The organism is Sphingomonas yantingensis, assembly GCF_014199325.1.
Taxonomy (GTDB): Bacteria; Pseudomonadota; Alphaproteobacteria; order Sphingomonadales; family Sphingomonadaceae; genus Sphingomonas; species Sphingomonas yantingensis.
In genome coordinates this window covers 911,976-937,968 of the sequence record NZ_JACIJJ010000001.1, presented here as the reverse complement: position 1 = coordinate 937,968, position 25,993 = coordinate 911,976, and the positions used below count along the sequence as shown (strand labels likewise).

Annotated in this window: 25 protein-coding genes; 10 read left to right on the top strand and 15 right to left on the bottom strand. The window is 69.1% G+C overall.

The features are described 5' to 3' along the window. The first annotated feature begins 3 nt into the window (after positions 1-3). From pufM to FHR19_RS04755, 3 genes are read left to right on the top strand one after another with little or no spacing between them, the layout of a single operon-like run. The gene (pufM, locus tag FHR19_RS04765) at positions 4-975 is read left to right on the top strand and encodes a photosynthetic reaction center subunit M (protein WP_184024986.1); all 972 of its coding nucleotides are present in this window, start codon (positions 4-6) and stop codon (positions 973-975) included. Next, positions 972-2,093 carry a photosynthetic reaction center cytochrome PufC gene (gene pufC, locus FHR19_RS04760; protein WP_184024983.1) on the top strand — a complete coding sequence of 374 codons (1,122 nt, stop codon included), beginning with the start codon at positions 972-974 and terminating at the stop codon, positions 2,091-2,093. The genes pufM and pufC overlap by 4 nt, the downstream gene beginning before the upstream one ends. Before the next feature lie 46 nt (positions 2,094-2,139). After that, positions 2,140-3,393 carry a DUF3422 family protein gene (locus FHR19_RS04755; protein ID WP_343053161.1) on the top strand — a complete coding sequence of 418 codons (1,254 nt, stop codon included), beginning with the start codon at positions 2,140-2,142 and terminating at the stop codon, positions 3,391-3,393. A 148-nt stretch (positions 3,394-3,541) separates the two neighbouring features. On the opposite strand, the gene hemA is transcribed toward FHR19_RS04755, so the two are convergent. The 14 genes from hemA to bchF are packed head-to-tail and all read right to left on the bottom strand — an operon-like array spanning position 3,542 to position 18,610. Next, complete coding sequence (gene hemA / locus FHR19_RS04750) at positions 3,542-4,765, bottom strand: 5-aminolevulinate synthase (RefSeq protein ID WP_184024980.1); 1,224 nt, start codon at positions 4,763-4,765, stop codon at positions 3,542-3,544. After that, positions 4,762-5,553 (bottom strand): putative photosynthetic complex assembly protein PuhE, encoded by a 792-nt coding sequence (puhE, locus tag FHR19_RS04745; protein ID WP_184024977.1) that lies wholly within the window; start codon positions 5,551-5,553, stop codon positions 4,762-4,764. The genes hemA and puhE overlap by 4 nt, the downstream gene beginning before the upstream one ends. Then, positions 5,550-6,614, bottom strand: a complete 1,065-nt coding sequence (acsF, locus tag FHR19_RS04740) for a magnesium-protoporphyrin IX monomethyl ester (oxidative) cyclase (RefSeq protein ID WP_184024974.1) — start codon at positions 6,612-6,614, stop codon at positions 5,550-5,552. The genes puhE and acsF overlap by 4 nt, the downstream gene beginning before the upstream one ends. Further along, positions 6,611-6,907: a hypothetical protein gene (locus FHR19_RS04735; RefSeq protein ID WP_184024970.1), complete on the bottom strand. Its 297-nt coding sequence runs from the start codon at positions 6,905-6,907 to the stop codon at positions 6,611-6,613. The genes acsF and FHR19_RS04735 overlap by 4 nt, the downstream gene beginning before the upstream one ends. Continuing rightward, entirely contained in the window at positions 6,904-7,380 is a 477-nt protein-coding gene (gene puhC / locus FHR19_RS04730) for a photosynthetic complex assembly protein PuhC (RefSeq protein WP_184024967.1), read from the bottom strand. The genes FHR19_RS04735 and puhC overlap by 4 nt, the downstream gene beginning before the upstream one ends. Beyond that, positions 7,377-7,988, bottom strand: a complete 612-nt coding sequence (gene puhB, locus FHR19_RS04725; RefSeq protein ID WP_184024964.1) for a photosynthetic complex putative assembly protein PuhB — start codon at positions 7,986-7,988, stop codon at positions 7,377-7,379. Before puhB ends, puhC begins: the two co-directional genes overlap by 4 nt. Beyond that, positions 7,985-8,752, bottom strand: coding sequence for a photosynthetic reaction center subunit H (gene puhA, locus FHR19_RS04720; protein ID WP_184024961.1), 768 nt, complete (start codon positions 8,750-8,752; stop codon positions 7,985-7,987). Before puhA ends, puhB begins: the two co-directional genes overlap by 4 nt. A gap of 11 nt (positions 8,753-8,763) precedes the next feature. Then, positions 8,764-10,188 carry an MFS transporter gene (locus FHR19_RS04715; RefSeq protein ID WP_184024958.1) on the bottom strand — a complete coding sequence of 475 codons (1,425 nt, stop codon included), beginning with the start codon at positions 10,186-10,188 and terminating at the stop codon, positions 8,764-8,766. Further along, positions 10,185-10,880, bottom strand: a complete 696-nt coding sequence (gene bchM, locus FHR19_RS04710) for a magnesium protoporphyrin IX methyltransferase (protein ID WP_184025907.1) — start codon at positions 10,878-10,880, stop codon at positions 10,185-10,187. The genes FHR19_RS04715 and bchM overlap by 4 nt, the downstream gene beginning before the upstream one ends. Further along, a complete protein-coding gene (gene bchL / locus FHR19_RS04705; RefSeq protein WP_184024956.1) occupies positions 10,880-11,770 on the bottom strand; it encodes a ferredoxin:protochlorophyllide reductase (ATP-dependent) iron-sulfur ATP-binding protein in 891 nt (296 codons plus the stop codon). Before bchL ends, bchM begins: the two co-directional genes overlap by 1 nt. A gap of 10 nt (positions 11,771-11,780) precedes the next feature. Then, positions 11,781-15,308 (bottom strand): magnesium chelatase subunit H, encoded by a 3,528-nt coding sequence (locus FHR19_RS04700; protein ID WP_184024953.1) that lies wholly within the window; start codon positions 15,306-15,308, stop codon positions 11,781-11,783. Then, entirely contained in the window at positions 15,298-16,830 is a 1,533-nt protein-coding gene (bchB, locus tag FHR19_RS04695; protein WP_184024950.1) for a ferredoxin:protochlorophyllide reductase (ATP-dependent) subunit B, read from the bottom strand. The genes FHR19_RS04700 and bchB overlap by 11 nt, the downstream gene beginning before the upstream one ends. After that, complete coding sequence (locus FHR19_RS04690) at positions 16,830-18,101, bottom strand: ferredoxin:protochlorophyllide reductase (ATP-dependent) subunit N (protein WP_184024947.1); 1,272 nt, start codon at positions 18,099-18,101, stop codon at positions 16,830-16,832. Before FHR19_RS04690 ends, bchB begins: the two co-directional genes overlap by 1 nt. Further along, complete coding sequence (gene bchF / locus FHR19_RS04685) at positions 18,098-18,610, bottom strand: 2-vinyl bacteriochlorophyllide hydratase (RefSeq protein WP_184024944.1); 513 nt, start codon at positions 18,608-18,610, stop codon at positions 18,098-18,100. Before bchF ends, FHR19_RS04690 begins: the two co-directional genes overlap by 4 nt. A gap of 371 nt (positions 18,611-18,981) precedes the next feature. Between bchF and FHR19_RS04680 the strand changes: the two genes are divergently transcribed. Genes FHR19_RS04680 through FHR19_RS04650 form a run of 7 tightly spaced genes read left to right on the top strand, consistent with a single transcriptional unit; the run spans position 18,982 to position 25,322 of the window. Continuing rightward, a complete protein-coding gene (locus tag FHR19_RS04680) occupies positions 18,982-19,713 on the top strand; it encodes a cobalamin B12-binding domain-containing protein (RefSeq protein ID WP_184024941.1) in 732 nt (243 codons plus the stop codon). 31 nt (positions 19,714-19,744) lie between these two features. Beyond that, entirely contained in the window at positions 19,745-21,172 is a 1,428-nt protein-coding gene (ppsR, locus tag FHR19_RS04675; RefSeq protein WP_343053160.1) for a transcriptional regulator PpsR, read from the top strand. A 53-nt stretch (positions 21,173-21,225) separates the two neighbouring features. Next, positions 21,226-22,122, top strand: a complete 897-nt coding sequence (gene chlG / locus FHR19_RS04670) for a chlorophyll synthase ChlG (RefSeq protein ID WP_184024938.1) — start codon at positions 21,226-21,228, stop codon at positions 22,120-22,122. Then, the gene (locus FHR19_RS04665) at positions 22,119-23,393 is read left to right on the top strand and encodes a BCD family MFS transporter (protein ID WP_343053159.1); all 1,275 of its coding nucleotides are present in this window, start codon (positions 22,119-22,121) and stop codon (positions 23,391-23,393) included. Before chlG ends, FHR19_RS04665 begins: the two co-directional genes overlap by 4 nt. After that, positions 23,390-24,553, top strand: coding sequence for a geranylgeranyl diphosphate reductase (locus tag FHR19_RS04660; protein ID WP_184024935.1), 1,164 nt, complete (start codon positions 23,390-23,392; stop codon positions 24,551-24,553). The genes FHR19_RS04665 and FHR19_RS04660 overlap by 4 nt, the downstream gene beginning before the upstream one ends. Next, on the top strand, positions 24,550-25,035 hold the full coding sequence (locus FHR19_RS04655) for a TspO/MBR family protein (RefSeq protein ID WP_184024932.1): 486 nt from the start codon (positions 24,550-24,552) through the stop codon (positions 25,033-25,035). The genes FHR19_RS04660 and FHR19_RS04655 overlap by 4 nt, the downstream gene beginning before the upstream one ends. Next, positions 25,035-25,322, top strand: coding sequence for a hypothetical protein (locus tag FHR19_RS04650; RefSeq protein ID WP_184024929.1), 288 nt, complete (start codon positions 25,035-25,037; stop codon positions 25,320-25,322). The genes FHR19_RS04655 and FHR19_RS04650 overlap by 1 nt, the downstream gene beginning before the upstream one ends. On the opposite strand, the gene FHR19_RS04645 is transcribed toward FHR19_RS04650, so the two are convergent. Continuing rightward, a complete protein-coding gene (locus FHR19_RS04645; RefSeq protein WP_184024927.1) occupies positions 25,309-25,854 on the bottom strand; it encodes a c-type cytochrome in 546 nt (181 codons plus the stop codon). The genes FHR19_RS04650 and FHR19_RS04645 overlap by 14 nt on opposite strands. Between the last annotated feature and the right edge of the window lie 139 nt (positions 25,855-25,993).

Genomic DNA, 25,993 nt, shown 5'->3' with positions numbered 1-25,993 from the left:
ACGATGCAATACCAGAACATCTTCACCCAGGTTCAGCTACGCGGCCCGCTGGAGGCCGGCCCGCCGGTGCCGGACAGCACGTTCCAGCGCACCAACCTTGCCACCTACAACTATTGGGCTGGCAAGCTCGGCAACGCGCAGCTTGGGCCCCTCTATCTCGGCAAGCTCGGCCTCGCCTCGCTGCTGTGCGCGTTCGTCGCGATCGAGATCATCGGCCTCAACATGGCCGCCAGCGTCAACTGGAGCCCGATCCAGTTCGTGCGTCAGCTTCCCTGGCTCGCGCTCGAGCCGCCGGGGCCGGAATGGGGCTTCACGCTCTCGGTGCCATTGGCGCAGGGCGGCTGGTGGCAGATGGCGGGCTTCTTCATGACCGCTTCGCTCCTGCTCTTCTGGGCGCGCACCTATCTGCGCGCCAAGAAGATGGGGATGGGCACGCATGTCGCCTGGGCGTTCGCCGCCGGCATCTTCCTCATTCTCGTCCTCGGCTTCATCCGCCCGCTCCTGATGGGCAGCTGGGCAGAGGCGGTGCCGTTCGGGATTTTCCCGCACCTCGACTGGACCGCGGCCTTTTCGATCCGGTACGGCAACCTCTTCTACAACCCCTTTCACTGCCTCTCGATCGTCTTCCTCTACGGCTCGACGCTGCTCTTCGCGATGCACGGCGCGACGATCCTGGCGGTGGGGCGCTATGGCGGCGAGCGCGAGATCGAACAGATCACCGATCGCGGTACGGCCTCCGAACGCGCGGCGCTGTTCTGGCGCTGGACGATGGGGTTCAACGCGACGATGGAATCGATCCACCGCTGGGCGTGGTGGTTCGCGGTCCTCTGCCCCATCACCGGCGGCATCGGCATCCTGTTGACCGGAACCGTCGTCGACAACTGGTATCTGTGGGCGGTGCTCCACCATTTTGCGCCCGATTATCCCAGCACCGGCGTTCTCGATCCTGCCATCCTGCCGGGAGCCCCGCGATGATCCGACGCCTTACTCTCCTCGCGATCGGCGGTGCCGCGGTGACCCTCACCGGCGGCTGCGACCTCGGCCCCAAGGACTCCGTCCAGACTGGCTATCGCGGCGCGGGCCTTGCCCAGATCGTCGATCGCGGCAAGGTCGCGGCCGCTGCGGTCATCCCGCCCGCCCCCTATCCGTTGCCGCCCGACACCGGGCCGCGCGCGTCGGAGACGTACCAGAACGTGCAGGTGCTCGGCGGGCTCAGCACCGAGCGGTTCAACCACCTGATGGCGGAAATGAACCAGTGGGTCGCCCCGCCCGAGGCCGGCTGCAACTACTGCCACAATCCCGAGAACATGGCCTCGGACGAGAAATACACCAAGGTCGTCGCGCGGCGCATGATCCAGATGACACAGCGGATCAATTCGACCTGGGCCAGCCATGTGAAGGCCACCAAGGTCACCTGCTACACCTGTCACCGCGGCAAGCCCGTGCCCGACTATAAATGGGCGCTGTCCGACGGCGCGCCCAACGACCGCTCGATCCTCGGCAACAAGCGCGGGCAAAACACGCCCGACCCCAATGTCGGCTATGCCTCGCTCCCCTCGGACCCGTTCGCCGCCTATTTCGCGGGCAAGGCGAACATCCGTGTGGCGTCCGATAAGGCGCTGCCCTCGCCCGACCATGTCGTGTCGATCAAGGATGCGGAGAAAAGCTACGGCCTGATGATGCACGTCAGCTCCGCGCTGGGCGTCAACTGCACCTATTGCCACAACAGCCAGTCGTTCCGCGCCTGGAACCTCAGCCGCGGGCAACGCGCGACTGCCTATTACGGCATCCGCATGGTCCGCCAGGCAAATGACGAGTACATCACGTCGCTCGCGTCAGTGTTCCCCGCCAACCGCAAGGGGCCGCACGGGGACCCGTACAAGATCAACTGCACCACCTGTCACCAGGGGATCAACAAGCCGCTGGGTGGCAAGAGCATGATCGATCAGGCGCCCGTCCTCGCCGGTCCGCTCGTCCGCCCCGCCGCGACCGAGGCAGGATCCGCGGGCAGCAACGCCGTCACTGATGCGCTCGCCAATCCCGGCGCGATGACCGGCAAGAACGAACCGGCGCCGACCCCGGCGCGCCAGTGAAAACCCGGCCCGTCACGGTCGCCCGCCCTTCGGAAAGGCGGGCGCCGTGATCGGCAACCACCTGCTGCGCGCCTCGCTGTCGGAGGAGATGCACGTCCGCCGGTTGCCGCGTTTTGCGGCGCCGGCGCGGCTGATCCAGATCCTGACGTTGCTGGGCGAGACGACCGGCGGCGCAGCGAGCGACCATATCGCCGCAATCGCCGCACGCGGCGAGATTGTGATCCCGATCGCCGCCAAGTATGCGGTCCTCAAACTGGGCGACCTCTGCCTGGTCTGGGAGCGGCATACGGAATTTGCCAGCTATACGCTGCTCCTCACCGGGCCATTCGATGCGCCGTTCGACCGCCGCGCGTTCGAGCCGCACCTCGCCTCGATCCTGGAGGGGATGCCAGGCGAGATCATCCGCGCCGTCCATATCGCGGTACTCGCCCCCGGTGCCCCCATCCCAACCCCGGCCGAGCGGCAGGACTGGTTCGACGCTGACGAGGCGATCATCGAGTGCGATGTCGCCGGGGGAGCGGCCCGGATCGTTTCCGACTTCCGGCTGCATGCCGACGGCTATGGCCGGCTGGCGATCCTCGACCGCGGGCTGGCGGGGGACGAGCCGTCGCAACTCGTCGTCCGGCTTCAGGAACTCGGCAATTACCGCAAGATGGCGCTGCTGGGCCTGCCGCTGGCGCAGCGGCTGACCCCCGCGGTGGGCGAACTCGAGGCGCGGCTCGCGGACCTCACTGCGCAGGTCGCGGAGCGGACGGCTGAGGACGACGCGCTGATGGGCGAACTCACCTATCTCTCCTCGAAGCTCGCCCAGCTGACGACCGAGACGCGCTATCGCATGAGCGCGACGCAGGCCTATGCCAAGCTTGCGATCGAGCGGCTGGAGAAGCTGCGGATCGGTGCGGTCGCGGGCCACCAGTCGCTCGACGATTTCACCGAGCGGCGGCTGATGCCCGCGGTGCGCACCTGCGACAGCTTCACCTCGCGGCTCGAGGACCTGTCGCAGCGTGCGGCGTGGACCAGCGAACTGCTGCGCACGCGCATCGACATCGCGCTGGCCAAGCAGAACCGCGACCTGCTCGCCTCGATGGACCGGCGCACCGACCTGCAGCTACGGCTGCAACAGACGGTCGAGGGACTGTCGGTGGTGGCGATCAGCTACTACCTCGTCGCGTTGATCGGCTATATCGCCGCGGCGGTGCCGGGACTGGACAAGAAGCTGACGATGGCGGCAGCGGTACCGTTCGTCGTCGCCGGCGTGGCGCTGTCGATGCTGCGGGTACGGAAGAAGCTGCACGGTTAGTCTAGATCGTACCCCGGCGGAGGCCGGGGTACGCCGAAGCCATACTCCTAAATCATCCGTCACGCCGGACTTGATCCGGGGTCCCCCTTGTTCTTTTAGAAGAAAGGCAGCGCCCCCCAAGCTCAAGCCCGGGGTCACGCCAAGCGGCTCAGGCCGCCATCTCCCGCCGCGCCAGCGCGCATTGCGACCAGATCTCGCTCAGCGCCTCGACCAGACGGTCGATGTCGCCGTCGGTGTGGACGGGCGACGGGGTGATGCGCAGCCGCTCGGTCCCCTTGGGCACGGTCGGATAGTTGATCGGCTGCACGTAGATGCCGTGATTTTCCATCAGCCAGTCGGAGATCATCTTGGCATGGTGCGCATCGCCGACCATCACCGGGATGATGTGGCTGTCGTTGTGGAGGTGTGGGATGCCCATCGCGTCCAGCCGCTCGCGCACCATCGCGACGCGGTTCTGGTGGCGCGTCCGCTCGATCTGACTGTCCTTCAGGTGCCGGATCGACGCCGCCGCCCCCGCGGCGATCGCCGGCGGCAGCGCGGTCGAGAAGATGAAGCCGCTGGCGAAGCTGCGCACGAAGTCGCACAGCGTCTTCGACGCGGCGATATAGCCGCCCATGACGCCGAATGCCTTGCCCAGCGTCCCCTCGATCACGTCGATGCGTTGCATCAGCCCGCGCGCCTCGGCGACGCCGCCGCCGCGCGGGCCGTAGAGACCGACCGCGTGCACCTCGTCGATGTAGGACAGCGCGCCGTGCTTCTCGCACAGCTCGATGATCTCCTCGATCGGGGCGATGTCGCCGTCCATCGAATAAACGCTCTCGAACGCGACGATCTTGGGCCGGCCGGGGGCGATGCCCGAGAGCAGCTCGTCGAGGTGCGCGACGTCGTTGTGGCGGAACCGCAGGCACTCGGCGCGACTGTGGCGCATTCCCTCGATCATAGAGGCGTGGTTGAGCGCGTCGGACAGGATGACGCAATCGGGCAGGCGCGAGGCGAGCGTCGACAGCGACGCCCAGTTCGAGACATAGCCCGAGGTGAAGATGAGCGCCGCTTCCTTGCCGTGCAGGTCGGCCAGTTCGTCCTCGAGCAGCACATGCTGGTGGTTGGTGCCCGAGATGTTGCGCGTGCCCCCCGCACCCGCGCCGCAGCGGTCGAGCGCCGAATGCATCGCGTCCAGCACCTTGGGATGCTGGCCCATGCCCAGATAATCGTTGGAGCACCAGACGGTGACGTCAGCGACCTGATTGCCCTCGACCCAGCGGCGCGCACGCGGGAACTGGCCCGCCTGCCGCTCGATCTCGGCAAAGACGCGGTAATTCCCCGCCTCGCGCAGGCCGTCGAGCTGCTGCGCGAATACCGCGTCGTAATTCATCGCCGTCTCCCATCGAACTCAATGCCGGCGGCTCGGACCGCCTTGTTGCCATGCAGCGCCCAGGCGAACAGACGCCCGTCACGCAGCGGAAGTACCAGAAACAGATGCTCGGTCACGCCCAGGACCGCAAGCCCGGCCAAAAGGGTCATGCCCGCCGCCGTGCCGCCCGCGGACAGTTCGGCTCCGCGCCACGCCATTACCGCCGCGCCGACGCCGCCCGCGATCGACAGCGGGAACAACCAGTTCATCGGCGCGGTGCGGAAATAGCTCTTCAGGTGCGCCAGATGCACCGGAAACACCTCGTCGCTCAGGTTCGGGACGCCGAGATAGAGGTTGAACTTGGCCGACAGCCGCATCGCGAAGAGCAGGCCGAAGGTAAGTGGCGCGACCGCATTGGGCTGGCCCCAGGTCAGCGCGACCAGCGCGACCAGCGTCGCCGCGATCGCCAGCTCGTGATGGATCACCGTCGCTGTCGCCGCCCGGAACCGCGCCCAGCCGGTGGCGCCCGCCGGGCACTCACCCCGGTTGGGCCCAGCGACATGGCCCATCAGGAAGCTCATCTCGTGCCAGCCCCAGATCGCGATCGCCGCGGCGCAGGCGATGTACGCGCCGCCGGTACTCGTATCGCCCGCCGTCGCCCACACCGCCCCGCCCGCACCCAACGCCACAACCCCGGCGAGCGTCAAACTCTGCCCGAACGTCGCGCGCGGGCGGCTGCACAGCCACACCACCGCGGCGGTGCCGATGAACCACATCAGGAGCGCGAAGAGGAGCGGCGGCACCGTCACCAGGCGGGCACCAGCCGGACGTTGGCGGGTGCCGCATTACGCTTGACCGGAGTGAAGTAGAGGCCCGCGAATGTCGCGGCGGCCGCCAGCGTCAGGCCGGCGCGCTTGACCGCGCCGACGATGCCGCCGCGCGCCTTGGCCGCGTCGATCGCGACCGCCACGCGGCGCATCTGTTCGAGCAGCGCGAGGAAGCGGGGCGAGTCGGTGTCGAGGACCACGGGGAAGACCTGCCGGGTGATCTCCGAACAGATGTTGAAGACGCGGCGGTCATACTCGGTCGGGTCGATGCCCAGCGCCTTGTGGAACGCCGGCCGGTTGTGGTCGCGCACGTACATCGTCGCATAGACCGCGACGAGGAAGAAGCGGATCCACAGCTTGTTGATGCCGGTCAACAGCTTCGGATCGGTGCGCATCAGGATCGCGAACGCGTCGCCATGCCGGAACTCGTCGTTGCACCACAATTCGAACCAGTCGAAGATCGGATGGAAGCGAAGCTCCGGGTGCCGCGCCAGATGGCGGAAGATGGTGATGTAGCGCGCATAGCCGATCTTCTCACTTAGATACGTCGCGTAGAAGATGAACTTTGGTCTGAAATAGGTGTATTTCTTGGTGCGCGTCAGGAAGCCGAGGTCGATGCCGATCCCCGCGTCCTTGAGTGTATCGTTGATGAAGCCCGCGTGCCGGCTCTCGTCGCGGCTCATCAGCTTGAACAGCTGCTTGATATCGGGATTCTTCACCCGCTTGGCAATCTCGGCATAGAGGATGCAGCCCGAAAACTCGGCGGTCAGCGAGCTGACGAGGAAGTCGATGAACTCCTCGCGCAGACCGTCGGGCAGGCTCTCGATCACGCCGTCGAACGCCGCCGTCCGCTTGAAATGCAGGCGGTTGGGATCGTCGGCCATCTCCTGGATCAGCGCGTCCCACTCGTGGCGGACGCCCGACACGTCGATGCGGTCCAGCGCCTCGAAATCGGTGGTGTAGAAACGCGGGCTGAGGACCGTATCCTCCCGCGCGATGGCCATCGTGTCGGGGGCTGCCTTGACAGGCGAGATCGCGTTCATAGCCGGGTCCGATCGCTGAAACTGACTTCGTAAAGCTCGGTCATCTCGAAATGGCCGGCAAGCTTGGTCCACAGCCGCTCGGCGGTGGAGGCGCGCTCGACCGTGGCGGTCCGTTCGACCACCTTGCGCTCGCCGAAGCCGACGACGATCGGCGCGCCGTGGACGCGAACGCGGTCGCCCGGTCCGAGTTCGACGTCGTTGGCCAGCACGACATGCGCACACAGGAACTCGTCGCTATGCTCGAGCTCGACACGACATTCGGTGTCGAAGCGGGTTCGGCGCAGCGCGATCATGGGCGTTTCTCCTGCGGCAGCAGCGCGGCGAAGGCGGCGCGGTTGGTCGCGCCGAACGCGGTCAATTCGATCGAGCGGCCGGTGACGGTATCGGTGAGCGACAATTCGCCGTCGCGCCACAGCGTCAGGCTGAAGGGCGGCGCCTCGCCCACGCCGTGCATCCGCCGGTCGCGGGCCAGCCCACGCATCACACCGCGGATGAAGCCGGTCTGCTCGCCGGGTTCGATCACCTGCGCGACGCTGCCGGCATCGACATCCTCGATTACCACGGCGCCGTCGGCCCGGTCGGCAAAGCGCAGCGTTCGGGTCGCGACGGGGGCGACATGGCTTTCGGCGCGCATCGCCGCGGGAGAGGCGGCGAGCGGTGTTCCGGTCAGCCGCACCGCCGCCGTCGCACCGATCGCGAACAGGATCAGCGCGCCGGTCATTGCCACCGTCCCGCGCGGGAGCATCGTGGCGTGGTCGTGACTCATGCCGCCTGTGCTCCTGCGAACATCGGCTCGGGCGCGGCCCGCACCTCCGCTCGCGCCGCGCCGGCGGCGAGGCAGGTGCGCGCGAGCAGCGCGGCGACCGCCTGCGGGTCCTTTAGCGAGCGCAGCATCGGCTGCGGCCGCGCGAGCTTCAGCGGCCGGGCGTGTGGCCATAGCGCGAGATAGCCAAGGCCAGAACCGCTGGCGAGCGTGAGCGGCAGGTCGCCGGTACCGTCACGGCGCACCGCCATGTCGACTGCGACGACCTGCGACAGCGGCAGGTTGACGCATTTGGGCACCGCCGTTCCGATGCGCAGCACGACGCGGCGATCGGTCAGCGTGTAGATCGTCGTCCTCGCGGCCCCCCATGCGAAAGCATGCAGCAGCGCGAACGCCGTCAGCCCAAGCCCCGCGGTCATCGCCGCCGCCACCGGCCCGCCGCTCGCCAGCGCCAGTGCGGTCAACAGCGCGAAGTAGATCGCGACGCCGCGGGTATGGAACGCGTGCCGCGCCAGGCTCGCCCGGTCGGGCCGCCCCTGCCACAGCATCGTCTCGCCCGGCGGCAAGTGGCCGGGGAGGCCCGGTACCGGCTCGATCTCATATTCGGTCACAGGAACGGCTCCTGCCGGTTACGAGTGGCATAGAGATAGCCACCGCCGAAGTAAGCCTGGACGCGCTCTTCCTCATAGAGCGTAATCTGGGTCGGCGAGTCGAGGCGCGGCACGCCCGCAAACTGCGCGCCGTTGAGCGCGTCGACGACCACCTTACCGCGGCGGCGATTGACCGACGCCATCATCATCGGGGCCAGCGCCGGGCCGCCGGGCGCATCGAACTGGATGTAGCGGACGAGGCGATCGGCCTTGTCGATCCACAGGTCGGTGATCTTGCCCGCCAGCACGCCGTCGAGGCCAAAGAGCGGCCAGCCGACCAGGCCCGGATCCTCATGCGCGATGTGGAAACCCGCCGCGCTCGACATCGGCACGACGCGCGGATGCCCCTCGAAATCGAGGTCGGGGCGCTTGGCGCGCTCAACCCAGGCGGCCGGGCCGATGCCGTCGGCCAGCGGATCGCCGGTCGGCGCGATGGGCGCGCCGGGAAAGCGGTCGGTGCGCCGCGCGGCAATGTTGACCGGATCGCGCTTGTCGTGCGGCGCATAGACGGTGCCGTGGCCGAAGGGCAGCTTGTACGCCTTGGGGCTTGCAGTGCTGAGCACGCCGCCGGGCGGATCGAGCCGGCCGGTCACGTTGTCCTCGAGCGGGTAACCCTCGCGCCGATCCTCGCGCCGCAGATAGAAGATCAGGCCCACAAAGAACAGCACGAACGCCCAGAACACCAGCATGGCGACGTCGAGACCGGGGGTGAGATCGGGATGCATGGCCGTTCCTTTCAGATCGGAAATTCGCTGAGGCCGAAGCGAGACGGGGGCGCACCGGCACCGCGAACGAGCGGCCCCAATGCGACGATGGTGGCAAGCAGAAGCAGGATTTCGGCGAGATAGACCGCGGCATAGCCCGTCACCGGCCCGGCCAGCGTCGCGCCCAGTCGGTTCGCAACAGCGGCGCTCGACACCCAGTCGCGCATCAGCGCGCCGATCGCGATGGCGGTGCCCGCCGCGCTCGCCTGTACCGCGCCCCAGGCGCCGAGCGACAGCCCGCGATGGCCGCCATCCTCCAGCGCCATCGCCGCAGTCAGCGTGCCAACCGAGAACAGGCCGGAACCCGCGCCGATAAACGCCGCGCCGATGCCCAGCAGCACCGGCGCCTCCAGCGGGCCGGCGAACAGGATGGCGATGAAGGCGGTGATCCCGCCGACCGCGCCGAACCCGGCCAGCCGGTGCGGATCGGCGCCGCCGGCCAGCGCGCGCGCAGCAAAGGCGAAGCCGGCGAGCATCCCGGCGGCCCACACGGCGGTCAGCGACGTCGTGACCCCGACCGACAGGCGCAGGATCTGTCCGCCATAGGGTTCGAGCAGCACGTCCTGCATGCTGAACGCCGCGGCACCCAGCCCGACCGCAACGAGCAGCCGGCGCGTGCGCGGCACCGCGATGAACCGGCCCCAGGCAGGTCCAAAGGCAGGCTTCGCCTCTGCCACCGGGCGGCGGGTGCGATCGCGCGCTTCCTGCTTCCACAGCGCGGTGATGTTGAGGACCATGGTCAGGACGGCGGCACCCTGCACCACCTGCACCAGCCGCGTCGGGCTGAAGTCGGCAAGGACGCGGCCGATGACGATCGCGCTCACCAGCATTCCGACAAGCAGGCTGACGTATAGAAGCGCGACGACGCGCGGGCGGGAGGCTTCGTCGGCAAGGTCGGTGGCAAGGGCGAGGCCCGCAGTCTGCGTCGTGTGCATGCCGGCGCCGACCAGCAGGAACGCTGCCGCCGCGCCCAGATGCCCGACCGCCGCCGACCCCTGCCCCGCACCCGTCATCACGAGGATTGCGAACGGCAACAGCGCCAAGCCGCCGAACTGAAGAAGCGTACCGAACCAGATATATGGCACCCGCCGCCAGCCGAGCACCGAGCGGTGCGTGTCCGACCGGAAGCCGATCAGCGCGCGCAGCGGCGCAAAGACGAGCGGCAGCGACACCATGATCGCGACGAAACTGGCCGACATGCCCAGCTCGACGATCATCACCCGGTTGAGCGTGCCGGTCAGCAGCACGGCGGCCATGCCCACCGAAATCTGGAACAGCGACAGGCGCAGGAGCCGCCCCAGCGGCAGCTCGGGCGTCGCCGCATCCGCGAACGGCAGGAAGCGCGTGCCGAGCCGCGCCCAGAAGTGGCCGTCACGAAGGGCGGCGATGCGGCTCACGGCAGCATTTCCACCGCGTGGCTGATGTAGAAACCGCCGCCGATTCGCGCGTCGCGGCCGATCCGCGCGGCGGGCATCGCGCCGGCGATCAGCGTGCGCAGCAGCCGCTCGGCCACCGGCTCGATCGCGGGCGCGCGGTCGCCGCGGGGGAACAGCTTGCCCACCGAATGCATCGCGCGCAGCGCCGGGGTTGAGGGCGCGAAAGTGAAGGCGACGCTGCCGCGCGTCCGTTCGGTCAGCGCCTTGACCACGTTCACGATGTCGAACGCGTCGTAGTGGATCAGCGAATCCATCGCGACGACGTGATCGAACGTGCCGAGCTTGGGGTCGAGCATGTCGCCGACGCGCCAGTCGATCGACAGCCCCTCCGGCGCGCGGTCGCGGGCGACCTTGACCAGGCTGCCGGCCACGTCGATCGCCACCACGTCGGCGCCGCGCCGCGCCGCCTCGACCGCCAGTGCGCCGGTGCCGCAACCGGCATCGAGCAGGCGGGCGCCGCGCAGATCCTCGGGCAGCCAGGCGAGCAGCGTGCCGCGCATCCGGTCGCGCCCTGCACGCACGGTCGCACGGATCCCGCTGACCGGCGCGTCGGAGGTGAGCGCTTCCCACGCCTTGGCCGCGGTGCGGTCGAAATAGGTTTCGAGCCGCTGGCGCCGGTCGGCATAGCGGGTGGGGGAAGCCGCCTGTCCCATCATTCGAACCCCAGGAACTCGAAAATCTCGCGATCCTTCATCGGTTTGGCGTCGAGCGGGTCGCACCCGGCCCAGAGCTGCGCGGCGAGGCGCTTGTACTCGTTGCACGCCGCCTCGACCTCCGGCGTCTGGTCCATCTCGAACAGCGTGCATTTCTTGAGGCGGCTGCGGCGGATCGCGTCGAGGTCCGGGAAGTGCGCGAGGCGCTTCAAGCCCGTCGCCTCGTTGAAACGGTCGATCTCGTCGGTCGCGGCCGAACGGTTGGCGATGACGCCCGCCATTCGCACGTCGTAGTTCTTCGCCTTCGCCCCGATCGCCGCGACGATGCGGTTCATCGCGAAGATGCTGTCGAAATCGTTGGCGGCGACCACCACCGCGCGCTCGGCATGTTGCAGCGGCGCGGCGAACCCGCCGCACACCACGTCGCCCAGCACGTCGAAGATGACGACATCGGTATCCTCGAGCAGATGGTGCTGCTTCAGGAGCTTGACCGTCTGGCCCACGACATAGCCGCCGCAACCAGTGCCGGCGGGCGGGCCGCCCGCCTCGACGCACATCACGCCGTTGAACCCCTCGAACATATAGTCCTCGGGCCGCAGCTCCTCGCTGTGGAACTCGACCGTCTCGAGCACGTCGATGACGGTGGGCATCAGCTTCTTGGTCAGCGTGAAGGTGCTGTCGTGCTTCGGATCGCAGCCGATCTGGAGCACGCGCTTGCCGAGCATCGAAAAGGCCGCGGAAAGGTTCGACGAGGTGGTCGACTTGCCGATGCCGCCCTTGCCATAGACGGCGAAGACCTTGGCCGTGCCGATCCGGTCGCGTGGGTCGAGTGCGACCTGAACCGAGCCATCGCCGTCGCCGCGGCCGCCGGGGGGATCGAATAGGGCCATCAGTCGCTCCTCATGCCGCTGCCGCGGTGACGCCTTCGAGGGCATCCTCGAACTCGTCGCTTGCCGCCTGGAGCGCGGCGAGGGTCGCCGCATCGGGGGTCCAGAACTGCCGTTCGCTTGCTTCGATCAGCCGGTTCGCGACGCGCGCCGCGGCCTTGGCATTCAGCCCGGCCAGCCGCTGGCGCATCGCGGGGTCGAGGACAAAGGTCTCGCTGATCCGCTGATAGACCCAGGGGCTGACCCCCTCGGTCGTCGCCGACCAGCCCATCGTGTTGGTGACGTGCGCCTCGATATGGCGGACGCCCTCGAAGCCGTGGCTGAGCATCGCCTCGTACCACGCCGGATTGAGCATCCGTGTGCGGGTTTCGAGATCGACCTGCTCGGCGAGCGTGCGGACCTTGGCCGCCCCTTGCGTCGCATCGAGGATGTAGACCGGGGCCGCGCTGCCCTTGGCCCGCGCGATCGAGCGGCTGATGCCGCCCAGCGCGTCGACATAATGGTCGATGTCGGTGACGCCCAATTCGACCGAGTCGAGATTCTGGTACGCGGCATCGACACCGGCGAGTGCGGTCTTCAGCAACTCGTGCTGGCGCGCAGGCTTGCCGGTGCGGCCGTACGCATAGCCCTTCTGCCGCTCGAACACCTCGGCGATCTCGTCCGGGTCGGTCCACGCGCCGTCGTCGATCAGCATGTTGACGTTGGCGCCGTACGACCCTTCGGCATTCGAGAAGACGCGGAGCGCCGCGGTTTCGAGGTCGCAGCCGTGCCGCTCGGCATGCGCCAGGCTGTGCTTGCGGACGAAATTGGCCTCCAGCGGCTCGTCGGCGGTCGCGGCGAGGAATGCGGCCTCCGCGATCATGCGCGTCTGGAGCGGCAAGAGGTCCCGGAAGATGCCCGACAGCGTGACGATCACGTCGATGCGCGGACGGCCGAGTTCGGCGAGCGGGATCAGCTCGGCGCCCGAGAGGCGACCGTACCCGTCGAAGCGCGGGCGGGCGCCGATCAGCGCTAGTGCCTGTGCGATCTGGACACCCTCGGACTTCAGATTGTCGGTGCCCCACAGAACCATCGCCAGCGTTTCGGGGAAAGCAGCAGCGGCGGTGTGACGCGCGATCAGCTCGTCCGCCTGTACGCGGCCGGTCTCGCACGCGAAGGTGCCAGGTATCCGGAAGGGGTCGAAGCCGTGGATGTTGCGGCCGGTCGGCAGCACTTCCGGGTTGCGCAGCACGTCGCCGCCAGGCGCGGGGCGGACGAAACCGGCGTCGAGCGCGTGGACAAGCGCGTCGAGCTCGCCGTTCGCGGCGGGCACTTCGACCCCTGCCGCCAGCATCTCGGCGCGCTGCGCCTCGGGCATATCCCGGCCCAGAACGTGGAGGCCGTGCGGGATCAGTTCGCGCTCGATCTCGTAGAGGCGGCCGGCGAGCGTTCCTGTGTCGCTGCCGTCGAGGTCGAGGGCATCGGCCGCGCCGGCAATCATCGGTTCGAGCTTCGCGCGCTCGGCGGCGTCGGGTGACGAGCGCCACCGCTCGACCAGCGCCTTGAGCTCCGACAGGCCCTTGTAGAGCCCCGCCTGTGCCAGCGGCGGCGTCAGGTAGCTGACGAGCGTCGCGCCCGACCGCCGCTTGGCGATCAGCGCCTCCGACGGGTTGTTCGCGGCGTAGAGGTAATAGTTGGGCAGATGGCCGATCAGCCGCTCGGGCCAGCAGTCGCCCGACAGCCCCGCCTGCTTGCCCGGCATGAACTCCAGCGCGCCGTGCGTGCCGAAATGGAGGACGGCGTCGGCGGCGAAATCCTCGCGCAGCCACCGATAGAAGGCGCTGAACGCATGCGTCGGGGTGAAGCGGCCCTCGAACAGGAGGCGCATCGGATCGCCCTCGTACCCGAAGGCGGGCTGGATGCCGACGAAGACGTTGCCGAACTGCGCGCCGAGGATGTGGATCGAGCCGCCGTCGCTCTGCTGGCGGCCGGGCGCCGGTCCCCATTGCGCCTCGATCGCGGCGAGGTGCGGCTCGCGGCGGACATGGTCGTCGGCGGCGATGCGCGCATGGACGTTGGCGTCGGCGCCGTAGCGCGCGGCATTGCCCTTCAGCACCGCATCGCGCAGCGCATCGACGTCGGCGGGCACGTCGACCGCGTACCCCTCGCCCGCCAGCCGCGACAGCGTCGCATGGAGCGATTCCCAGACCGCCAGATGCGCCGCGGTGCCGGTCGCGCCCGCGTTGGGCGGGAAGTTGAACAGGACGACGGCCAGCTTGCGCGCCGCGCGCTGCGACCGCTTGAGCGCCACGATCTTCGCGACCTTGCCCGCCAGTGCCTCGGCCCGTTCGGGGCAGGCCTGCATCTCGCGGCGAAGGCCCGCGCTCTCGAAGCTGCAACCGCGGTCGCAGCCGGTGCAAGTGCCCGAGGCATCGGCCCGCCCGCCGAACACGCTGGGAAGGATCGCGCCATCCAGCTCGGGGATCGCGACCATCATCGTCGCCTCGATCGGCAGCAGGCCCTGGCGGCTCGCACCCCATTGCTGGATCGACTGGAACTCGATCGGGTGCGCCGCCACGTAAGGCACGTCGAGCGCGGCCAGCGCCGCCTCGGCCGCGGCGGTGTCGTTGTAGGCGGGACCGCCGACGAGGCTGAACCCGGTGAGCGAGACGATCGCATCGACGATCGCGCGGCCGCCCTCGCCCATGAAGAACGCGTCGATCGCGGGGCGCGAATCGAGGCCGCTGGCAAAGACCGGCACGACGTTCAGCCCCTGCGCCTCGATCGCGGCGATCACGCCGTCATAATGGCCGGTGTCGTGCGCGAGGAGGTAGGAGCGGAGCAGAAGCAGGCCAACGGTCCCGCGTGCCCCGGTCGCGCGCGGCAGGTCGGCGACGCGCTCGCTCATCCCGCCTGCCAGCATCGGGTGATAGACGCCGACGTCCGGGTAATCGCGCGGCGCCTCGGCCTTCACCGCATGCCCGGCGTAGCGATGAGCGAGTGCGCGGACCATCGAAACGACATTGTCGTCGCTGCCCGCCAGCCAATATTGCAGCGTCAGGAAATAGGCGCGCACGTCCTGCGCGGTGCCCGGAATGAAGCGCAGCATCCGCGGCAGGCGGCGCAGCATCTTCATCTGCCCGGCACCTGACGACCCGCCACCCTTTGACGAGCCGCGCAGCCGCTTCAGCAGCGCCAAGGGACCTTTCGCGGGCTTGTCCATGCGATAGGCGCCGAGGCGGGTCAGCTTGACCACCTCTGCCCCCGACATGAGGCCGAGCATCGCCGCGCAATCTTCGCGCCGCGCCTCGAGCGCCGGCATCACCGCGCGGATATGGTCGTCGAGGAACAGCATCGTCGCGATGACGATGTCGGCGCGGCCGATATCGGCGATGCAGCGGTCGAGCGCGCCGGCATGATGGTCCCAGTCCGACGCGGCGTGGAAGCCGATGCTGATCCCCGCACCCTCTCCTGCGAACCGCGCCCCCGCACGCTCGACCGCGCCGGCCAGGTGGTTGTCGAGCGTGACGATCACGACATGAAGGGGCGCGTCAGCGGGCATAATGCGCCTTGGCCTCGTACAGCGTGTCGAGGGTGATGCTGGCGATCCCTCGCCCGGCGGCGAACGCTTCGGTGTTCCGGCGCGCCTTGCCGCGGACGAAGAAGGGGATCTTTAACAGCTCGCGCTCGGCCTCGGGCGTCCAGCCTTCCGCTTCGGGCACCTCGACCGACGCCGTCGTGGGGGCGGCGTGGCCGAGGTGAGCATGTCCAAGGTGGCTGGCGCCATGCGCGTCCGAGAACTCGAAATCGTCGCGGAACATGGTGAGGAGATGCTCCTCCAGCCCCATGACCAGCGGGTGGACCCAGGTGTCGAACAGGACGTTCGCCCCCTCGAACCCCATTTGCGGCGAATAGCGCGCTGGGAAGTCCTGGACATGGACGGGCGAGGAGATGACCGCGCAGGGGATGCGCAGCCGCTTGGCGATGTGCCGCTCCATTTGCGTGCCGAGCACCAGTTCGGGCTGCGCCGCCTGGATCGCCTGCTCGACCGCCAGATAGTCGTCGGTGACAAGCGGCTCGACGCCGTACAGCTTGGCGGCCTCGCGGAGGTCGCGGGCGAATTCGCGGTTGTAGCAGCCCAGGCCGACGACCTCGAACCCCAGTTCGTCGCGCGCTACGCGAGCGGCGGCGATCGCGTGGGTCGCGTCGCCGAACACGAACACGCGCTTGGCGGTGAGATAGGTCGAATCGACCGACTTGCTCCACCAGGGCAGGTTCGAGTGCGGCAGCGCGGGGATGTCGGCGAGGCCCGCGGCGGCAGCGACCTCCGCCACGAAGTCCATCGTCGCGCCATGGCCGATCGGCACGGTCCGCACCGTCTTCTGCCCGAAGGTCCGCTCCAGCCAGCGACAGGCAGTGTCGGCGGTTTCGGGATAGAGACAGATGTTGAAATCCGCGGTCCCGATCGCGGCGAGATCGGCTGGGCTAGCCCCGAGCGGGACGACCAGCGCCACGTCGATCCCCATCGTCTCCAGGAGCCGCGTCACCTCGATCACGTCATCGCGGTGGCGAAAGCCGAGCGCGGTCGGCCCCAGCAGATTGGCGCGCGGCCGGCGGCCCTCACGCGGGGCGGGCCGCGCATCGCGGTCGGCGAGTGCGCGGACGAGCTGGTAGAAGGTCTCGCTCGCGCCCCAGCTTTCGCGGCGCTGATAGCTCGGCAGTTCGAGCGCGATGACCGGGCACGGCAAGCGCATCGCCTCGGCCAGGCCCGCCGGGTCGTCCTGGATCAGCTCGGCGGTGCACGACGCGCCGACCAGCATCGCCTGTGGCTGGAAGCGCGCATACGCCTCGCGCGCCGCAGTCTGGAACAGGTGCGCGGTATCCTTGCCGAGATCCCGCGCCTGGAACGTCGTGTAGGTGACGGGCGGGCGCTTGGCGCGCCGCTCGATCATCGTGAACAACAGGTCGGCATAGGTGTCGCCCTGCGGCGCGTGGAGAACGTAGTGGACGCCCTCCATCGCAGTCGCGACCCGCATCGCGCCGACATGGGGTGGCCCCTCATATGTCCAGACCGCGAGCTGCATCAGAGCCTCAGCACGTCGCGGCGACGGAGCGGCCGCGCGAAGAGTTCGGCCAGGTCGCCCGCCTGCTCGAAGCCGTGGATGGGCGAGAAGACGAGCTCGATCGCCCATTTCGTCGCCAGCCCCTCCCCCTCCAGCGGGTTGGCGAGGCCGAGGCCGCAGACGGTGAGGTCGGGCCGGGCGGCGCGCACCCGGTCCAGCTGCCGGTCGACGTCCTGCCCCTCGCTGATGACGGTGCCGGCGGGCAGCAGCGCGAGTTCGCGGGCGAGGTGGCGGCGGTGGAGATACGGCGTCCCCACCTCGACCGGCAGCATGCCGAGCTCGGTCGCGAGGAAGCGCGCCAGCGGCACCTCGAGCTGCGAGTCGGGGAGGAAGAAGATCGACTTGCCGGCGAGGCGCTCGCGCATCGGTTCGAGCGCGCGCTTGGCGCGTTCGCGCGGGCCGGCGACGACGCGGCGGAAGTGCATCTCGTCGATGCCGACCGCCATGGCCGCGGCGTGGAGCCACTCGGTCGTGCCCTCGGCACCGAAGGGGAACAGCGCGTCGATGCGGGTCGCACCGCGATCCTCGAGCGCGCGCGCCGTCTCGCCAAGGAAAGGCTGCGCGAGCAGGTAGCGCGTGTTCGGCCCGACCGCGGGCATCGCCCCCGCCCGGCGCGCGGGCAGGCAATCGACGTGCGCGATACCGAGTTCGGCAAACAGGCGGCGAAACTGGTCCTCGACGATGTCGGGCAGCGCGCCGACGATCATTAGGTTCGCCGCCTCGGTCGCGGCGAGGTCGGGGACCAGCGCGGCGAGGCAGGCGTCCTCGCCCTCGGTAAAGGTCGTCTCGATCCCCGAACCCGAATAGTTGAGGATCGCGGTCCGGCTGGCATGCTTGACCGACAGGCGCTGTGCCGCGCGCGACAGGTCGAGCTTGATGACTTCCGACGGGCAGGAGCCGACGAGGAACAGGAGCTTGATCTCGGGTCGGCGGTCGAGCAGCCGATCGACCACACGATCAAGCTCCTCGTTGCAATCCGCCATGCCGGCCAGGTCGCGCTCCTCGATGATCGCGGTGCCGAAGCGCGGCTCGGCGAAGATCATCACGCCCGCCGCCGATTGCAGCAGGTGCGCGCAGGTGCGTGACCCGACGACGAGGAAGAAGGCGTCCTGAATCTTACGATGCAGCCAGACGATGCCGGTCAGGCCGCAGAACACCTCGCGCTGGCCGCGCTCGCGAAGGACCGGCGCGTCAGCGCATCCCGGCATCGCGATGGGCAGCGACGCGCTCATCCCGCCACCGCCAATCGCGGGCTGCTCTCGAGCCGCGCGGCGCGCAGCTTGAGAAGGAACTGCGCGGCGTTGATCGCGTAGGTCGCATAGGCGGCGAGCGCGAGCAGCATCCGCTCCCGCTCGGTCCCGATACCCGCCACCAGCGCCGCCAGATAGGCGGTGTGCAGCGCGATCACGACCATGCTGAACACGTCCTCCCAGAAGAAGGGACGCGCGAACAGCCACTTGTCGAAGACCACTTTCTCCCAGATCGAGCCGGTCAGCATGATCGCGTAGAGCGCCAGCGTCTTGGCGACGATCGAGACCGTCGCGGCGCCCGCACCCTCGCCGGTCGAGAGATAGCGCAGGACGAGGGCGAGGCTGACGAGGAAGATCAGGAACTGCACGGGGGCAAGGATGCCCTGCACCAGCGTCCAGCGCGTGGCGTCGCGGCGGCGGCGCTGCTCGGGCGTATAGAGCGGGATCGCTCCCGGCCCGGTCCGCTCGCCTGCTGTGCCCTCCGCCCGCATGTCGCGCCCGTTCCTTTGTTCTGAGGCTGGCTCGAAGCTACGCCCACCCCAGCCAAAGTGTCAATCTTTCTTGACGTCCATGGAACAAGACACTTCGTTGCGATGCAATAACGACTGACGATTGCGAGTCACCCGAAACAGGCATAGGTTATGATTCGCGGGACATTCCAAAGATGGCGATCCTGCCAGCCGGACCAAGGCTAACTTGACCGGGCGGAGAGCTGACGATGGCGACCACTGCGCCAGTTGATGGGAAGGGATGGTCCGACCGCGGTCGGGCACCGCGCGACCGCGACAATGTCAGTTTCCTGCACGCCCCCTCTCCCAGCGTGCTATCCGCACTGATTGAGGGCGAGATCATTCCCCGACTGATGGTCGCGCATCGCCATGCGGCCCCCGTGCCGAACTTCTCGCCGATCCACGCGATCGGGGCGCAGGACGTAGCCACCCTCGCGCCGATGACGCTGGAGGTGGAGGCCGACATCGTGCTTGCGCATGTCGAGGGGATTCTAGCGCGCGGCGTTCCGCTGGAGGCGGTGCTCGTCGATCTGATGGCCCCCACCGCCCGGCTGCTCGGCGAATGGTGGGAAAGCGATCGTTGCGACTTTGTCGAAGTGACCATGGGCCTTTGGCGATTGCAGGAAGTGGTGCACGAGATCGCCGATCGCACGCCGCGGCCTCGGATTGATGCCGAACCGCGACTGACCGCCCTGTTCACGGTGATGCCCGGTGATTCCCACACCTTCGGCACCGTCGTTGTCGAGGAGCTGTTCCGCGGCGGGGGATGGGATACCGATCGCTGGTTCGGTGCGGAGGTCAACGAGCTGCTCGATCGCGTGGCCGGACGCCACTTCGATCTGATCGGATTGACGATCAGTTGCGACTGCCATATCGCCCCGCTCGCATCGCTGATCGCCGACCTTAGGATTTCCTCGAAAAATCCGCAGGTTAGCGTGATGGTCGGTGGGCGTGTCTTCCTTCAGGACCCGCTTCTCGCAACCTGTGTCGGCGCCGATGGCACCGCGCGCGACCCCAGGCTCGCCCTCGACATGGCGGCGGACCTGGTCCGGGCTCGCGCCGGGGAGGTCCTTGCCGCCCAGTGAAACCCGTTTTTCCCGGAGTCCGGTGCTCGTCGTGAACAAGCAGATCGCTCCCGCCCGGACCACCGCCTTTTCCCGTTCGGGCACGCTGCCCGCAACGCTCGACGCTGCGACAGCGGGTGGGTTGCTCGCCGCGATGGGCGACGTCGCGCTGATCCTGTCGGGCGATGGCCGCATCCTCGACGTGGCGGTGTCCAACGGCGAGCTTGCGCACCATGGCCTTGACGCCTGGGTCGGTGAGCGCTTTGCCGAGACGGTGACGATCGAAAGCCGCGACAAGGTGGCCGAGATGCTCGCCGCCGCTGCCGGGGGCGATGCGCCGGGCCGATGGCGCCAGGTGAACCACCCGCTGGCCGGCGGCGACGTGCCGATCCGCTACCTCGTCATGGGCCTTGGCGAGGATCGCCGCATCGCGATCGGCCGCGACATGCGCAGCGCCGCGCAGATGCAGCAGCGCCTGATCCAGGCGCAGCAGTCGCTGGAGCGCGACTATATCCGCCTGCGCCAGGCCGAGACCCGCTATCGCCTGCTGTTCGAGATGGCGTCAGAGCCCGTCCTGATCGTCGACGCCGGCACCAGGCGTATCCGCGAGGCGAACCCCGCCGCCCATCGCCTGATCGGCGCGGTCGAGGGCGCGCTGGTCGGCGAGCCCGTGCATATCCTGGTCGACCCTGCCGCGCGCGACGACCTGATGGCGCATCTGGGCGCGGTGGAGGCGGCGGACGACGTAGCCCCCGCGACCGTGACCCTCGCGGGCGGCCATGGCACCGCCACGCTTTCCGCGCGTCCGTTCCGACAGGCGCGCGCACCGCTCCTCCTCGTGCGGATCGCCGCCGCGCCCATGTCACCGGCGCGGCGTCAGGACGACGCACTCGGCGAGGTCGTCGACCGGATGCCCGACGCCTTTGTGCTGACCGACCGCAACCTGTCGATCCTGACCGCCAACGCCGCCTTCATCGACCTTGCCGAGGTGCCGTCGGCGGACCGCGTCGCGGGCGCGCGCCTTAATGCCTGGCTGGGCCGGCCGGGCATCGACCTCGAACTCATCGTCGCGCAGCTTCGCGAGCATGGCGCGGTCCGCAACGTCGCGACGATCGTGCGGGGGTCGGCGGGCGGCGAGGAGGCGGTCGAGGTATCCGCGGTCATGGCGCCCAGCCCGGCGGGCGAATGTTTCGGCTTTACGCTTCGTTCGGTCGGCCGGCGCCTGCGCGACGCGCCGGAGATCCCGCGCGACCTGCCACGCTCGGTCGAGCAGCTGACGGGCCTGGTCGGGCGCATGTCGCTGAAGGAGATCGTGCGGGAATCGACCGACCTGATCGAGCGACTGTGCATCGAGGCGGCGCTTGCCTACACCGCCGACAACCGCGCGTCGGCGGCGGAGATCCTGGGCGTCAGCCGGCAGAGCCTTTATTCGAAGCTCCACCGCCACGGTCTCGGCAACCTCGTTTCGAACGAGGACTGAGCGATCTGTCAATTCGGTTTGACGCGGGGGTGCGTCAGGCATAGCCTCCTGCCATGGCGCGCCTGACGACCACGGCCGGAGTAGTTCCCCTTCCCGCCGCGCGCGACGTGATCGAGCTATTGAAGCCGATCACCTGGTTTCCGCCGATCTGGGCATTCATGTGCGGCGTCGTCTCCTCCGGCGTGCCACTGGCGGATCGCTGGGGTTTCCTGATCGCGGGCATCCTGCTCACCGGGCCGCTGGTTTGCGGGACCAGCCAGGCGGTCAACGACTGGTTCGACCGCCATGTCGACGCGATCAACCAGCCGGAGCGACCGATTCCCTCTGGCCGGATTGCAGGGCGCTGGGGCCTGGCCATCGCGATCATCGGCACCGCCCTGTCAGCCGCGATCGCCGCCGCGACCGGGCCGTGGGTGTTCGCCGCGACGCTGCTCGGACTTGCCTGCGCATGGGCCTATAGTGCCCCGCCGTTTCGGCTGAAGGCGAGCGGATGGTGGGGGCCGGCGGTGGTGGCACTCACCTATGAGGGGCTGACCTGGTTCACGGGTGCCTCGGTGATGGCGGGCGGGCTGCCGCCGCTGCCGGTACTGGCGATCCTGATGCTCTATAGCGTCGGCGCGCACGGCATCATGACGCTCAATGATTTCAAGGCGGTGGAGGGCGACCGGCAGACCGGGTTGCGATCGCTGCCGGTGATACTTGGCGTCGAGCGTGCGGCGCGGCTGGCCTGCGCGGTGATGGCGCTGCCACAGATCGTCGTGGTGGCGCTTCTCGCGCATTGGGGCCATCCGATCGCCGCCACGGCGGTGACGGCAGTGCTTGCCGGACAGGTGGTGCTGATGCGGCGCCTGCTGTCCGATCCGCGTCGCCATGCCCCGTGGTACAATGCGACCGGCACTTCGCTCTATGTCACCGGCATGCTCGCCGCCGCGTTCGGGCTCGGCGCGTGAAGCCACTCGGCTGGCCCGGGATCGTCCGGCTCGGCCTCGTCCAGAGCGCGATCGGCGCGCTGGCGGTGCTCGCCACCTCGCTGCTCAACCGGGTGATGGTCGTCGAATATGCGCTGCCCGCTGCGCTGCCCGCCGGGCTGGTCGCGTGGCATTATGCGGTCCAGTTGTCACGCCCCGCCTGGGGTCATGGTTCCGACAGGACGCAGCGGCGGGGCGGCTGGATCATAGGCGGGATGGTGGTGCTTGCCGCCGGCACGCAACTCGCGGTCGCGGCACTGCCGCTCTTGGCGACGCGAAGCGCGGGCGGGTTCGCGCTGGCCGTACTGGCGTTCTCGCTGATCGGTGCGGGCGTGGGCGCCGCGGGCACGTCGCTGCTCGCGCTGCTCGCCGCGCGCACCGCCCCGGCACAGCGCGCGCCCGCTGCCGCGATCGCGTGGATCATGATGGTGTTCGGCATCGCCGTGACCGCGGGGGTCGTCGGCGCGCTGATCGATCCGTTCAGCCCAGCGCGGCTGCTGCGCGTCACCGCGGTCGTTGCGCTTGCCGCCATCACGCTGACGGCGCTGGCCGTCTGGCGGATCGAGACCGCACCGGAAGCGCCCGCCGCCCCCGCCCCGCCGCTGGCGGCGGCGCTGCGGACCATCGCCGGGGACCCGGCCGCGCGGCGGTTCACCGCGTTCGTGTTCGTCTCGATGCTCGCATACTCGATGCAGGACCTGATCCTCGAACCCTTTGCCGGCCTGCGCTTCGGGATGAGCCCGGGTCAGTCGACCGCGCTGACCGGCGTGCAGCATGGCGGCGTCCTCCTCGGCATGATCACCGCGGGGTTGGGCGGCAGCCTGCGCGGTGGGGCTGGCCTTCGCCGGTGGATCGGCGGCGGCTGTGCCGGATCGGCGGCGGCGATGGCAGCACTGGCATTCGGGGCACAGGCGGGACCCGGCTGGCCGCTGGTCCTCAACATCGCACTACTGGGCCTCGCCAACGGCGTGTTCGCGGTGGCGGCGATCGGCGCGATGATGACGCTGGCGAGCGCAGGCAGACCGGGGCGAGAGGGCGTGCGGATGGGCGTCTGGGGCGCGGCGCAGGCGATCGCCTTTGCGCTCGGCGGGTTGATCGGTGCGGGCGGCGTCGATGCGCTTCGCGCACTGACCGGTTCGATCCCAGCCGCGTTCGGACTGGTATTCGCGCTGGAGGCGGCGTTGTTCGTCGCCGCTGCATGGCTCGCCTGGCGCCCGGCCGTGGCCGGCCCGCTCGTGATGCGCGCGGCATGACCGTCGATTGCGTCGTCGTCGGCGGCGGCCCCGCGGGGGCGACCGCGGCGACCGATCTGGCCGCCACCGGCGCCTCGGTCGTGCTGCTCGACCGTGGCGGTCGGATCAAGCCGTGCGGCGGTGCCATTCCGCCGCGGCTGATCGTCGATTTCGCGATCCCCGAAACGCTGCTCGTCGGGCGCGCCGTCGCCGCGCGCATGGTGGGGCCAAGCGACGCCTACGTCGACATGGCGGTCGACCGCGGCGGCGACGGGTTCGTCGGCATGGTCGATCGCGGTCCGTTTGACGAATGGCTGCGCGACCGAGCCGCGGCGGCGGGGGCCGTGCGGCGGACGGGCAGCTTCGTCGGGATCGAGCGGGGCGGCGGCGGGACGGTCGTCGCCTATCGCGACGGCGACGGGCGCGAACATCGCCTGGTGGCGCGATGCGTCGTCGGTGCCGACGGCGCCCGCTCGCGCGTCGCAAGCGCAGCAATGCCCGATCAGCCCGCCCCGCCCCAGGTCTTCGCCTATCACGAGATCGTGCGCACCCCCGCCGGCTTCGACCGCGGCCGCTGCGACGTCTTCTATCAGGGTGCGCTGTCGCCCGATTTCTACGGCTGGGTCTTCCCGCATGGCGACACGACCAGCGTCGGCATCGGCAGCGCACAAAAGGGCTTTGCCCTGCGCGCCGCCGTCGATCGCCTGCGCGCGCAGAGCGGCCTGTCCGATGCGCCCGTCGTCCGGCGCGAGGGCGCGCCGATCCCGCTCAAGCCGCTGAAGCGCTGGGACGACGGCCGCGCCGTCGTGCTCGCCGGGGATGCGGCCGGCGTCGTCGCCCCCGCGTCGGGCGAGGGCATCTATTACGCGATGGCCAGCGGAAGAGAGGTCGCCGCGTCGGTCGGCACCTTCCTCGCCACCGGCGACGCGCGCGCGCTGGCGGGAGCGCGGACCCGGTTCATGCGCGCGCATGGCCGCGTCTTCTGGGTCCTCGGTGTCATGCAGCATTTCTGGTACCGCAACGATCGCCGGCGCGAGCGTTTCGTCGCGATGTGCGAGGATCGCGACGTCCAGCGGCTGATCTGGCCCGCCTATATGAACAAGCGCATCGTCTATGCCGACCCACTTGCCTATCTGCGCATCTTCGCCAAGGATATGCGCCACCTGATGCAGACCGCATGATGGCGCGGCCGTGGCTGATGCCCGTGGTGATCGCGCTGCTGCTGGCGGCGGCGGTCGCGTTCATGGGCGCGACGGTGACGGAGATCGGGCCGTGGTACGCCGGGCTTGCCAAGCCGCGCTGGGCACCGCCCGACGCGGCGTACGGGGCGGCATGGACGGTCATCTATGCGCTGACGGCGCTGGCCGGCGTCCGCGGCTGGCTCGCCGCGCGGACGAAGGCGGAGCGGGAGTGGCTGCTGGGCCTGTTCGCGCTCAACGGCTTTCTCAATATCGCCTGGAGCCTGATCTTCTTCCAGCTGCGACGGCCCGACTGGGCGATGGTCGAGGTGCTGGCGCTCTGGGTGTCGGTCGCGGTGCTGATCCTGGTGATCTGGCGTCGGTCGATGACGGGGGCGCTGCTGCTCGTCCCGTATCTGGCCTGGGTCACGTTCGCGGGCTATCTCAACATGACGATCGTGCGGCTGAACGGCCCGTTCGGATGATGGCCGCGCTGTTCGCAAGCGGTCATGCGGTCGATATCGTGCTGGCGGTGATCGCGGCCGAGTTCGTGCTGCTCGTCACGCGTTTCGGCTGGCCGTCGGGGCGGGCGCTGCTGCGGCTGCTACCGGGGGCATTGATGCTGCTGGGGCTTCGCGCCGCACTGGTCGGGGCGCCTTGGGTCTGGATCGCGCTACCGGTGACGGCGTCGCTGCCGATCCATCTGCTCGACCTTCGAGCCGAGAGGCCGGACAGCAAGCGCCGCCCGGCCCGATCGATCAGATTGTCTTGAGATAGGCGATCACGTCGGCGCGCTTCTGCGCATCCGACCAGCCGGCAAAGGCCATCTTCGTACCCGGCACCACGCGCTGCGGGTTCTGGAGATACTGGAACAGCTTGTCCTCGGTCCAGGTAATGCCGCTGTTCTTGTTGGCGGTCGAGTAGCTATAGCCCGCGACGCTGCCCGCCTTGCGGCCGACCACGGCGTGGAGCGACGGGCCGATCTTGTTCACGCCCGCCTCGACCGCATGACAGGTCGAGCAGGTGGCGAAGTCGGTCTTGCCCTTGGCCGCGTCGCCGGTGAAGCTGGCGAGCTTGGTGCCGTCGGTGGTGTCGGTGTTGTCCGCCGCAACCGCGGCGGCAGAGGGCGCAGCCGCAGGCGCCGCTGCGGTGTCGGCGGCGGCGCCGGTATTGGCGGCCGCGGTTTCGGTGCTTGCGGTCGAGCCCGAATTCTCGGGCGCCTTGGAACAGCCGGCCAGTGCCAGCGCCGCCAGCGTCGCGCCAACCGACCATTGGGTCAAACGGGTCGTCGATACAGACTTCATGATCTCGCCCTCTCCATCACGGTTTACTCGGCGCCGCGTTACGCTGCGGTCGCTTGGCGAACCATGACACCGTCAGGGCCGCCGGCAAGCGACGCGAGTCTCCGCGTCGACCTGATGTAACACCTTCACCTGTGAAACG

Excerpts from the sequence above, each read along its gene's own strand:
- FHR19_RS04645 (WP_184024927.1), bottom strand. The coding sequence starts at position 25,854 with ATGAAGTCTGTATCGACGACCCGTTTGACCCAATGGTCGGTTGGCGCG.
- pufC (WP_184024983.1), top strand. The coding sequence starts at position 972 with ATGATCCGACGCCTTACTCTCCTCGCGATCGGCGGTGCCGCGGTGACC.
- FHR19_RS04690 (WP_184024947.1), bottom strand. The coding sequence starts at position 18,101 with ATGAGCGCGTCGCTGCCCATCGCGATGCCGGGATGCGCTGACGCGCCG.
- FHR19_RS04655 (WP_184024932.1), top strand. The coding sequence starts at position 24,550 with ATGATGGCGCGGCCGTGGCTGATGCCCGTGGTGATCGCGCTGCTGCTG.
- pufM (WP_184024986.1), top strand. The coding sequence starts at position 4 with ATGCAATACCAGAACATCTTCACCCAGGTTCAGCTACGCGGCCCGCTG.
- bchB (WP_184024950.1), bottom strand. The coding sequence starts at position 16,830 with ATGCAGCTCGCGGTCTGGACATATGAGGGGCCACCCCATGTCGGCGCG.
- FHR19_RS04735 (WP_184024970.1), bottom strand. The coding sequence starts at position 6,907 with ATGATCGCGCTGCGCCGAACCCGCTTCGACACCGAATGTCGTGTCGAG.
- FHR19_RS04650 (WP_184024929.1), top strand. The coding sequence starts at position 25,035 with ATGGCCGCGCTGTTCGCAAGCGGTCATGCGGTCGATATCGTGCTGGCG.
- bchF (WP_184024944.1), bottom strand. The coding sequence starts at position 18,610 with ATGCGGGCGGAGGGCACAGCAGGCGAGCGGACCGGGCCGGGAGCGATC.
- puhA (WP_184024961.1), bottom strand. The coding sequence starts at position 8,752 with ATGCATCCCGATCTCACCCCCGGTCTCGACGTCGCCATGCTGGTGTTC.
- bchL (WP_184024956.1), bottom strand. The coding sequence starts at position 11,770 with ATGGCCCTATTCGATCCCCCCGGCGGCCGCGGCGACGGCGATGGCTCG.
- FHR19_RS04660 (WP_184024935.1), top strand. The coding sequence starts at position 23,390 with ATGACCGTCGATTGCGTCGTCGTCGGCGGCGGCCCCGCGGGGGCGACC.
- FHR19_RS04680 (WP_184024941.1), top strand. The coding sequence starts at position 18,982 with ATGGTCGCGCATCGCCATGCGGCCCCCGTGCCGAACTTCTCGCCGATC.
- chlG (WP_184024938.1), top strand. The coding sequence starts at position 21,226 with ATGGCGCGCCTGACGACCACGGCCGGAGTAGTTCCCCTTCCCGCCGCG.
- hemA (WP_184024980.1), bottom strand. The coding sequence starts at position 4,765 with ATGAATTACGACGCGGTATTCGCGCAGCAGCTCGACGGCCTGCGCGAG.
- bchM (WP_184025907.1), bottom strand. The coding sequence starts at position 10,880 with ATGGGACAGGCGGCTTCCCCCACCCGCTATGCCGACCGGCGCCAGCGG.
- acsF (WP_184024974.1), bottom strand. The coding sequence starts at position 6,614 with ATGAACGCGATCTCGCCTGTCAAGGCAGCCCCCGACACGATGGCCATC.
- puhC (WP_184024967.1), bottom strand. The coding sequence starts at position 7,380 with ATGAGTCACGACCACGCCACGATGCTCCCGCGCGGGACGGTGGCAATG.
- FHR19_RS04700 (WP_184024953.1), bottom strand. The coding sequence starts at position 15,308 with ATGCCCGCTGACGCGCCCCTTCATGTCGTGATCGTCACGCTCGACAAC.